Source organism: Streptomyces sp. NPDC048255 (assembly GCF_040652415.1).
GTDB lineage: Bacteria > Actinomycetota > Actinomycetes > Streptomycetales > Streptomycetaceae > Streptomyces.
Genome location: NZ_JBEZMA010000109.1, coordinates 1 through 9442 on the forward strand (window position 1 = coordinate 1; position 9442 = coordinate 9442).

The following is a 9442-nucleotide window of genomic DNA, read 5'->3' on the forward strand; positions in this document are numbered from 1 at the left end:
GGGCGCCCCGCCGGGGCCCCCCGCGCGGGGGGGCGCGGCCCCCCCCGCCCCCCCCCCCCTCCTGCCGTACCGGTGTCAGCCGGAGGTCACGGCGCGCCGAACGTCAGCGTCAGCTGCGGCGTCCCCTCGCCCGCCTGCGCCTCGGAGGACCATAGCCACAGGGCGTCCGTACCGGTGCTGCTCAGCCCCAGCGCGTAGCTGCCGCCGAGCGCCGCCGCGACGGTCGCGGTGTTCAGCCCGGTGGTGTGCACGGCCGAGCCGTCCGGGATCCCGGCGAAGGTGCCGAGCGCCGGGCCGCCGAGGCCGGGACGGTTGGCGTAGGTCGTGCCGTCCTCCGTCCACGCTCCGGTGACCGGGACCACCGAGACGGTGTCGGCCGTACCGGCGCCGCTCATCGTGCTGGTCTTCACGCGGAGCGTGGCCGACTTCAGCACCGTGCCCGCGGGAGCGGCGGGCAGGCTGAAGCGGAGGTAGCTCGCGTAGAGCGAGGTGCCCCGCACGGCGAGCGAGCCGGAGGTCCCGTAATTGGTGCCGGGCGCCCCGGCGTTGGCGTAGGTGTCCTCGGCCGCGGTGACCTGGACGACCGAGTCGGCCGGGGCGGAGGCGAGGGTGTAGTGGTTCTGCACCTGCGCCGCGCCGAGGACGTTCGGGTAGACGGCCGTCTCGTCGAGCTGGCCCGCCCAGTACTCGCTGGTCGGGCGGTCCGGCCAGCCGCCGAGGCTGTCGCCGCCCGCGTGCCAGTAGCCGGAGAAGTTCTCGTGCGTGGTGACGTTCAGCGTTCCCTTCTGCGCGCCGTCCACGTACAGGGTCATCCCGCCGGGGCCCTGGGTGGCGACGACGTGGTGCCACTTGTTGTCGTTGTAGGCGGTGCCGGTGGTGATGGTGCGGGTGGCACCGGTGTAGACGCCGTAGACGAGACGGCCGTCATTGGTCATGTAGATGTGCTTGTCGTACTGACTGCTGCCGCGCGTCTGGTTGTTCCCGAAGCCGACGAGCTTGCCGCCCCGGGTGGTGTTCGTCCTGAACCAGGTCTCGACGGTGTAGCTGGCGCCCACCGTCTGGCGGCGGTCCGCGTACACCTGGGTGTCAGTGCCGTTGAAGCCGATCGCCGTGCTCGCCCCGGAGACGGCCCCGGGCGACTGGCGCAGGGCGGGGGCGTTCAGGTGCACTCCGCTCTGGTTGCCGCCGTCCGAGGAGTCGGCGGCGAAGGGCAGCGCGGACTCGTCGTAGCGCCAGTACTGCTGGGCGCCGTCCGCGCGGACCGCGTTCGGGTACGCGTCCACCGAGGTCGGGACGGTCACGCTCGCCGTGCCCGACAGCGCGCTGGCGTTGCCCGCGGCGTCGGTCGCCGTCACACGGTACGTGTACGACTGGCCCGGAGTGACGGTGGTGTCGGTCCAGGAGGCCTGCGGGCGCCGGAAGAACAGCGAGTCCGCGGTGACCGTGGCGATCGGGGTCGCCGCGCCGTTGCGGTAGATCCGGTACGTCAGCGCGCTGTCGTCGAGGTCGAGGCTGGTGCGCCAGCGCACCTGGGCCTCTCCGGGCTTGAAGCTGACCGCGCTCGCGACGGGCACGGTGGGTGCGCCGGTGTCCCCGGTGGAGGCGAAGCGGGTCAGGCTCTGCTGCGCCGCGCCGTTGACGGTGGTGAACTCGCCGCCGACCCACAGGTATTGGACGCCGGCCTTGGACCCGACCGTCATCACGCGCGGGCCGATGCCCTCGCCGATGCCGTCGTTGGTGTCGGGGGCCCAGCCCAGCTTGCCGGTTCCGCTGGTCGGCTGGGCGAGCAGGTGGTGGCGCTGACCGTCGGGGAACTCTCCGACACTGGAGCAGTCGTGCGCGTGCGAGGCGCTGTAGAGCACGCTCTGGTACGGGAGCACGGCCTGCGTGGCGCCGAGGCAGGTGTCGCGCCAGCGCTGGCCGAAGTCGCTGAGTTCGAGGCCGATCCGGCCGTCGAAGACCCCGCCGCCCGTACCCTCGTTGGCGGTGTAGAAGCCGGTGGCGTCGGTGGCGATGTCCTTGACGACGGAGTTGGTCTCGATGAAGCCGGGGTAGGACTTGGTGAGCGCGCCGCTCGTCGCGTCGACGACGGCCAGCGCGTGCGTGTTCGTGCCGTTGACGGTGAAGAAGTCGCCGCCGAGGAGCACCTTGCTGCCGTCCGGGGTCACCTCGACGGCGCGGCCGGGCTCGTCGGCGTTGGCGGTGAAGGGCCGCAGGGAGCCGTCGCCGGCGTCGACGGCGGCGAAGCGCTGGCGCTGCTGGCCGGCGACGGTGAGGAAGTCGCCGCCGGCGTAGACGGTGTCCCCGGTGACGGCGAGGGCGCGGACGGTGGCGGCGAAGGCCGGCCGGAAGCCGGGCTTCACCGTGCAGGTGGCCACGTCGACGGCGGCGAGGCTGGAGACCGGAGTGCCGTTGACGGCGCCGAAGTAGCCGCCCGCGTAGAGGGTCTTCTTGTCCGGGGAGAGGGCGAGCGCGCGGACGGTGGCGGTGCCTCCGCCCACCGTGAAGGACAGCTTGCAGGAGGTCGGCGCACCGGTCGCGGCGTCGAGCGCCACGAAGTTCACGGCCGGCTGCTCGCTGCCGCCACCGCCCGCGGGGGGCCGGACGGCGGAGAAGGTGCCGCCGACGAAGACCTGGCCGCCCGCCTCCGCGAGGGCCCATACGACGCCGTTGGGCTGCCAGGTCGACAGCGCGTCGGCGGTGAAGGCGACGGGCGGGGTGACGGCCGCGGCCTGTGGGACGAGGCCGAGGCCGACGACCGCGCCGGTTCCGGCCAGGGACAGGGCGAGAGCGGCCGTCAGCCCTCTGGATCTACGCATGAACCCCCCAGTTCGATGTGCGGTACGGGCGTCTCGCCCGCCGGCTCGCGGCCGATGTCGGGCATGGCCGGAACCAGACGAACAGCCGTCCGCGGTCATCCATACGGGCGCACCTTAGAGCGGTTCACCGTTCCGTTCATCACACTTGACGTATCGGATACCAAATTGGTCCGGCCCGCACACGGCCCCGGGGGGAACCGGAAGTATGCCGTGCACGCGCAGCCCACGGACCCGGTCCTCCGGCGGGCTCGGCCGAGCCCGCCGGGAGCCTGGGGCGACGCCTGATCCGGTCCGTCACGCTCCCGGCAGGGGACGGCAGAGCAGGGCCGCCGGGGAGGGGCGGGACGCGGCGCGGGTGGTGAAGGCGATGCCCGCCGCGTATTCGCCGGACTGGCACTGGCCCTTGTAGTGCCCGGAGGCGAAATCGGCTCCGGGGGCGCCCGGCGGGCGGTTGTCCCCGCGGTCGAACCAGAGGGTGCGGCCCCCCGCCGGGAGGGCGGTGCGGGCGGGGGCGCACAGGGCCGCCGAGAGCCGCTGCCCCCGCAGGCTGTACCCGGTCAGGAACTGGCCCGCCGGGCACTGGAACTTCGTGTAGCCGCCGGCCCAGTCGCCGCCCGGCGGGACGTACCTCTCGTCGCGGACCACGGTGTGCCCGCCCGCCGCGGCGCGCAGGTCGGAGGTGGTGCACAGGCCGCGGCCGCCGGTGTGGCTGAGCCCCGCCAGCCGGGCCCCGTCGGGGCAGACCGCCTTGCGCGCCCCGCTGTCCCAGTCGCCCGCGGCCCGGGTGAGCAGCGAGGCGTTGTGGTCGCGGTGGTCGGTGGTCAGCTGGTACCAGGCGGGGGTGACGGGCACCGGACCGGTGCGTCCGGCGGCGCCGGCGAGCCCGGCCCAGGGCCCCGTACGCCAGTCCCCCGGATCGAGTACGCCCGTCCGGCGGCCGGTGTTGTCGTAGCGCAGCATCGCCCAGCTGTCGCCGCCGGGGGCGCCCTGCGCGGTGGTGCTCCAGCCGACCAGGGGCCAGTACGCGAAGTCCGCGTCGGCGCCGGTCAGGTAGCCGGTGAGGTGCTGGAACCAGGCGCGCGGAGCGGCACCGGTCTCGTCGGCGCCGATGCCGAACTCGCTGATCCAGACGGGGGCGGTGAAGTGCGTGCCGGTTTCGGCGGAGACGTAGAAGGCCTGGTCGTACAGGGTCTGTTCGAGCTGGGACCGGGTCATGTCCTGGTAGCGGAGGTCGCTCGTCTCGCCCATGCCGGTCGCCCCGCTGTGGCGCGGGCCGGTGTATCCGTAGAAGTGGGCCGAGTACACCAGCTTGTTCGAGACGGTGAGGGTGTGGGAGAGGGTGCGTACCGGAGTGAGGGTGGGGCGGCCGTGCGGGAACCCGTCCACGGGCAGGCCGGTCCAGTTGATGCCCTCGACCACGATGAGCAGGTCCGGGTTGGCTTCGGTGAGGATGCGGTCGCCCGCCTCCTGGGCGGCCGCGTGCCAGTCGTGGCGGTCACCGAGGCCCCAGTTCGGGTCGTCGAAGACGTCGCGGCGGACCTCGTTGTAGAGGTCGGCGCCCACCACGCGCGGGTTGTCCCGGTAGCGGCGGGCGAGGAAGACCCAGTCGTCGGCCCACTGGGCGGTGGACTGTCCGGCGCTGTTCCAGCGTTCGTTCCCGTCGAGGCCGCAGCACCAACGGGTGGTGACCGTGTGGTTGTTGAGGATGACGGCGAAGCCTTCGGCGGTGAGGGCGGCGACCACGGCGTCGAAGACCTGGAGCGGGGTGCGCCCGCGCAGGGCCGGGTTGGCGGCGACTGCGGAGTCCGGGACGGGGGTGGTGGTGCGGAGCATCTCGTTGGAGAAGGGCAGCCGGATGCTGTTGAGCCCCAGGGCGCGGAAGTCTGCCAGCAGGGCGGGCAGGGGCACCCGGTCCAGGCCGATCGGGATGCCGTGGGAGGGCTGGCCGCTGTGGTGGGTGGCGGGGTCCTCGCGGTCGCCGGAGCCGTTCCAGGAGCCCTGGGCACCGTCCCAGTTCCCGGAGCGAAGGCGGAAGCGGTTGCCCTGGGCGTCCACGATGTACCGGCCCCGGGTGGACAGCGGCGGGGTCCAGGCCTCCGCGACGGCGGGCGCGGGGGCGGGCGCGGGGGCCGCGGCGGCGACCTGGGCGGGCAGGACGCCGGCCAGGAGCACCAGCGTGGCCAGGACCGCACGTAAGAGGCTCTTCATCTCACTCCTGCCGGGCTCCCGCCGGCCCGGGCGGGCCGGCTGCCGCGCTCAAGTTACCGGCCGGTCCGTGGCGGGGGAAGCCGTGCGCCGCGGGCACTTCGCCGTCCGGCTCCGGCACCCGGGTACGCCCCGCCCGTCCGGTCCGGGCCCACCCGGCCGGCGATCGTATACGGGGGCACGCGCGGGCATCGTGCGGGCGGCACGTCCGGGCATCGTGCGGGCGCACCCTGGCGAAACCGCCCCGCGCGGGCCCGCCCCCCTCTACCGTGCCCTGAGGGGGCGGTAGAGGGGCACGGGAGGGTGGGGCGGATGGACGAGGAAGAAGACATGCGGCTGGCGAGGCTGACGCCGGAGATCTCCCGCCGCACCCTCACGATGCTGCGCGGCCTCGTCGGCCTGGAGCCGCCCGAGCAGGTGCCCGAGGACGCCATGCTCATGGCCGACGCGATCCTGGCCGAGCACGGCACCGACGGGCTCCGCGTGCTGGTGATGACCCTGGCCGCGTGGACGACGGCGCAGATCGAGAACGTCGCCGAGCTGAGCCGGCGCAGCCACGAGGCGGTCCTGGACGCGATGGAACTGGCCTGCCTGGAAGCGAACGCCGAGGAGTAGACGCCCCCTGCGCCCGGTCCCGCGGAATCGGGCGGCTCCCGACCGCCCGGGATCCGGCGCTCGTCGGCGACACTGGGAGGAGCAGGAGCTTCGTGGGGGGGTCCGATCGGAGGCCGTCGTGAGCACACCTTCCCCCATCCGGATCGCCGCAGTCCTGTCCACCGAGCATCGTGGACGGCTCATGTCCCAGGCCCGCGAGGTCAACTTCCCGGAGAACGCGCGGATCTTCGAGGAGGGCAGCGCGGCGGAGTCCTTCTGGATCGTGCGCTCCGGCACGGTGACCCTCCAGATCCCGGTGGCCGGCCGCCGGCCCGCGCCCGTGGAGAACCTCGGTTCCGGTGAGCTGGTGGGCTGGTCCTGGCTGTTCCCGCCGTACGTCTGGCAGCTGAGCGCCGAGGCGATGACGCCGGTGCGCGCGTACGAGTTCGACGGCACGGCCGTACGGATGCTCATGGACGCCGACCCCGTCTTCGGGTCGGCCATCGGGCACTGGGTGGGGCGCGTCCTCGCCCTGCGGCTCCAGCAGACCCGCACCCGGCTGCTCGACCTGTACGCCCCCCGCCTCATGGCGCGCTGACGGGGCCTCCCGAGACCCGCGGAACGCCTTTTCGGAGGCGTTTCCGGAGGGTCTCACGCATGTTTCCTGGGCGGTGTTCGGCCGATTCGCCCGTCCGTTCCCCCACAGGTCAGCCCGCTCGCACCGCTGCGGTCTGCACTCATGCGCACACGATGAGTGACGTGAAATGGGGGTGCGAACGGGCGTTCACGGGCCGCGTGGGCAAGACTCTGTCCGCTATCCGAAACAGCCACTCAAGGGAGTGTTCGAAATGCGGTCCATCGCAAGGGGTCTCGGGCTCGGTTCCGCCGCCATGGCGCTCACCGCGCTCACCGCGCTGGCCTGGCCCGGAGCGGCCGGCGCGGCGCCCTCCGGCACGGCAAGCCTGTACGCTCCGTCCGCGCTCGTACTCGCCGTCGCGGCGGGGGACGACGCCAGGACCGGTACGGTGCTGCGCGCGGTGACGCTGATCTGCGCACCGTCGCCCGCCGGTACGCACCCGGACCCGATCGCCGCCTGCGCCGAACTGCGAGCCAGCTCCGACCAGCTGGACGCCCTCACCGAAGCCGCCCCCGACACCGCGTGTACCAGGGAGTGGAACCCGATGACCGTGACCGCCGACGGGGTGTGGGAGGGACGCCGGTTCAGCTACGACCACACCTTCGGCAACCCCTGCGGGCTGCGCAGCACCAGCGGCATACTGTTCGACTTCTGACCTGGCGTCATACGACGCCTCCCCGGGGGCCGGACAGCGATGTGGGGTCGCTGTCCGGCCCCGCCGGCGTCCGCCCGCGGGACCGTCAGTTTCTCGATCACTCAGCCCAGTTCGAGGCTGGTGACCCCGTACAGGCCGGCCAGGTCGAGGTCCGGAGCCGGGCCCGTGTACATGCGGGCGGCCTCGAAGGTCGGCGCGAGGCCCAGTCCGGCGACCAGGGCCGTGGCCTCCGGATTGGCGTCGGGCACGTCCACCGCCACCAGGCCGCCCGGCGCGTGTCCCGCCAGCCCGCGCAGCAGGGCGGCCGCCACCCGCGGCCCGGCGGCGTACAGGGGGCCGATCCGGGAGGCGCCGCTGCACGGGCGGATCACCCCGAGCCCCTCGATCCGGCCGTCGCGGACGGCGGCCAGGGCGGTCCGCCCGGGCAGACCGGTCCACGCGGCCAGGAAGGCGTCGCGCGGCGCGGGGAAGAACCGCCGGTCGTAGGCGGCGAGTTGCCCGAAGGGCAGCGAGGCCGCGTCCACCACCTCGACCGCACCGTCGGTGCCGTCCGCGCCGGCCGAGGTGGCGGCACCCTCGGGGACGCCTTCGTGACGGACGTTGTTCCAGGCCGAACGGAATCCGGATTTCCGATAGTTGTCCTGCTGGGCGACCACCCCGTCCAGGCCGACCAGCCGCCCGTCGAGCCGTTCCATCCCGGCCCGCCACAGCCGGATCCCGTAGCCCTGGCCGCGGACCTGGGGGCGGGTGATGTAGCAGCCGATGAAACCGAAGCCGGGACCGTAGCGGACGGCGGAGATGCAGCCCACCGGTTCGCCGTCGAGTCTGCCGACGAGGAAGCCCGCCGGATCGGCGACCGCGAAGGCGAATCGGTCCGAGTCCCCCGGATTCCATCCCTCCTCGTCGGCCCACACGCGGATCGTCTCCATGTCGGCGCCGCTCGCGCCGGTGATCTCGAATCCCCTCATGTCCGGTGTTGTACCAGACGCGAAGAGGACGCACAGGGGGCCGGCCCGGCCGTTCCGGAAGCGGCCGGTCCGGAAGTGATCGGTCCGGAAGCGGCCGGTCAGCCCGCGCAGATCACGTCGTCGAGCCGGATGGGCCGGGAGTCCAGGCGCACGTAGGCGGTGAAGGTGTCGGTGGCGTCGGGTCCGGCGGCGGCTTCCGCCTCGGCATCGGCGCCCCAGTGGGTGGTGACCGTGGCCCAGCCGACCCCGGCCGACGGGGCCACCGTGACCGGGCCGATGCCGATGGCTCGCGGTTCGTTCTGCGCGCACAGCAGGACGTCGGCCCCCGGGCTCGCGCCCTGCCTCTCCTTGAGCACCTGCGAGACCCGGTGCTCCCGGTCGTACGGGGTGGGGCCGTGGTCACCGTAGAAGGCGGCGAGGAATCGGCTGATCTCGGCGGCCGAGTGCCGCTGCGAGGCCGCACCCGGGGCCGTCACCGGGTCGGCCGGAGCGGCCGGAGCGGCCGCGGAAGGCGGGGCGAGCAGCGCGAGCAGGGTCAGCGGCAGGACACCGAGGCTGTACGGCATGAGCTTCATGCACCGGTTTGTACCCTCCCGCCGGGCCGGCCGGAGGGACGCGCCCCGGATCTCACTCCAGTGGGGGTCCGGATTCACCGCAGACAGGCCCCTCCGGGCACCGGACGGGGCCCCGGTAATCCGCTCGCGGTCGCACGGGGCGCGTACGTAGGGTCGGATCATGGGGAAGCCGCTCGTCGCAGTGTTCAGTGGGGCCGGGATGTCCACGGATTCCGGTATTCCGGACTATCGGGGTCCGCAAGGGCTGTGGCGGCGGGAGCCCGACGCCGAGAAGCTCGTGACCTACGCGTACTACATGGCCGATCCCGAGATCCGGCGCCGGTCCTGGCTGATGCGGGCCGAGGTCGGGGCCCTCGGGGCGCGGCCCAATGCCGCGCATCTGGCCGTGGCCGAGCTGGAGCGCGGCGGCACCCCGGTGCGGGTGATCACGCAGAACGTGGACGGGCTGCACCAGCTCGCCGGAATGCCCGCGCGCAAGGTGTTCGAGCTGCACGGCACCGCCCGGTCCGTGGTCTGCACCGCCTGCCACGCCCGCTCGGACATGGCTGAGGCGCTTGCCCGGGTCGCCGCCGGGGAGCCGGATCCCGCCTGCTCACTGTGCGGCGGGATCCTCAAGCCGGCGACCGTGATGTTCGGCCAGCGGCTCGACCCGGTCGTCCTGGGGCAGGCGATGGCCGTGGCCAAGGGCTGCCAGGTCTTCATCGCCGTCGGCTCGACCCTCCAGGTGCAGCCCGCGGCCTCGCTGGCCGGAATGGCAGCGGACGCCGGGGCCAGGCTGATCATCGTGAACGCGCAGGAGACTCCGTACGACGCGCTCGCCGACGAGGTCGTGCGCGAGCCGATCGGGACCGCCCTGCCGGCGCTGCTGGCCCGCCTCGCCGGAGACACCCGCTAGTGCTGTGGCCGGAAAGGTTTGCCGGGTCGCGTCGTCCGGTGCGGTGCATCGCAAGGCGGAGGGGCGCGGCTCGTACTGGACGTACCGGCGCGGT

At 73.5% G+C, this 9442-nt stretch carries 8 protein-coding genes; 4 read left to right on the plus strand and 4 right to left on the minus strand.

Going from position 1 to position 9442, the window contains the following annotated elements; genetic code table 11:
* Positions 1-86: 86 nt before the first annotated feature.
* Together AB0D94_RS37080 and AB0D94_RS37085 are read right to left on the minus strand one after the other, a co-directional pair.
* Entirely contained in the window at positions 87-2819 is a 2733-nt protein-coding gene (locus AB0D94_RS37080; RefSeq protein ID WP_362062137.1) for a DNRLRE domain-containing protein, read from the minus strand.
* Between the two features lie 294 nt (positions 2820-3113).
* Positions 3114-5027, minus strand: coding sequence for a cellulase family glycosylhydrolase (locus AB0D94_RS37085; protein WP_362062140.1), 1914 nt, complete (start codon positions 5025-5027; stop codon positions 3114-3116).
* 309 nt (positions 5028-5336) lie between these two features.
* Here AB0D94_RS37085 and AB0D94_RS37090 point away from each other — a divergent pair, with 309 nt between their 5' ends.
* From AB0D94_RS37090 to AB0D94_RS37100, 3 genes are all read left to right on the plus strand, one after another.
* Positions 5337-5639 carry a hypothetical protein gene (locus tag AB0D94_RS37090; protein ID WP_362062143.1) on the plus strand — a complete coding sequence of 101 codons (303 nt, stop codon included), beginning with the start codon at positions 5337-5339 and terminating at the stop codon, positions 5637-5639.
* Positions 5640-5757: 118 nt separating this feature from the next.
* Positions 5758-6216, plus strand: a complete 459-nt coding sequence (locus AB0D94_RS37095; RefSeq protein WP_362062146.1) for a cyclic nucleotide-binding domain-containing protein — start codon at positions 5758-5760, stop codon at positions 6214-6216.
* Between the two features lie 250 nt (positions 6217-6466).
* A complete protein-coding gene (locus AB0D94_RS37100) occupies positions 6467-6910 on the plus strand; it encodes a subtilase-type protease inhibitor (protein ID WP_362062149.1) in 444 nt (147 codons plus the stop codon).
* A 101-nt stretch (positions 6911-7011) separates the two neighbouring features.
* On the opposite strand, the gene AB0D94_RS37105 is transcribed toward AB0D94_RS37100, so the two are convergent.
* Both AB0D94_RS37105 and AB0D94_RS37110 read right to left on the minus strand, forming a co-directional pair.
* Positions 7012-7878: a GNAT family N-acetyltransferase gene (locus AB0D94_RS37105; RefSeq protein ID WP_362062152.1), complete on the minus strand. Its 867-nt coding sequence runs from the start codon at positions 7876-7878 to the stop codon at positions 7012-7014.
* 98 nt (positions 7879-7976) lie between these two features.
* The gene (locus AB0D94_RS37110) at positions 7977-8453 is read right to left on the minus strand and encodes a hypothetical protein (RefSeq protein ID WP_362062155.1); all 477 of its coding nucleotides are present in this window, start codon (positions 8451-8453) and stop codon (positions 7977-7979) included.
* 160 nt (positions 8454-8613) lie between these two features.
* On the opposite strand from AB0D94_RS37110, the gene AB0D94_RS37115 reads away from it, so the two are divergent.
* Complete coding sequence (locus AB0D94_RS37115; RefSeq protein ID WP_362062158.1) at positions 8614-9348, plus strand: Sir2 family NAD-dependent protein deacetylase; 735 nt, start codon at positions 8614-8616, stop codon at positions 9346-9348.
* Positions 9349-9442 lie beyond the last annotated feature (94 nt).

What these genes read in the sequence shown, in the direction of transcription:
- AB0D94_RS37085 (WP_362062140.1), bottom strand. Translation starts at nt 5,027, where the DNA reads ATGAAGAGCCTCTTACGTGCGGTCCTGGCCACGCTGGTGCTCCTGGCC.
- AB0D94_RS37105 (WP_362062152.1), bottom strand. Translation starts at nt 7,878, where the DNA reads ATGAGGGGATTCGAGATCACCGGCGCGAGCGGCGCCGACATGGAGACG.
- AB0D94_RS37090 (WP_362062143.1), top strand. Translation starts at nt 5,337, where the DNA reads ATGGACGAGGAAGAAGACATGCGGCTGGCGAGGCTGACGCCGGAGATC.
- AB0D94_RS37100 (WP_362062149.1), top strand. Translation starts at nt 6,467, where the DNA reads ATGCGGTCCATCGCAAGGGGTCTCGGGCTCGGTTCCGCCGCCATGGCG.
- AB0D94_RS37110 (WP_362062155.1), bottom strand. Translation starts at nt 8,453, where the DNA reads ATGAAGCTCATGCCGTACAGCCTCGGTGTCCTGCCGCTGACCCTGCTC.
- AB0D94_RS37080 (WP_362062137.1), bottom strand. Translation starts at nt 2,819, where the DNA reads ATGCGTAGATCCAGAGGGCTGACGGCCGCTCTCGCCCTGTCCCTGGCC.
- AB0D94_RS37115 (WP_362062158.1), top strand. Translation starts at nt 8,614, where the DNA reads ATGGGGAAGCCGCTCGTCGCAGTGTTCAGTGGGGCCGGGATGTCCACG.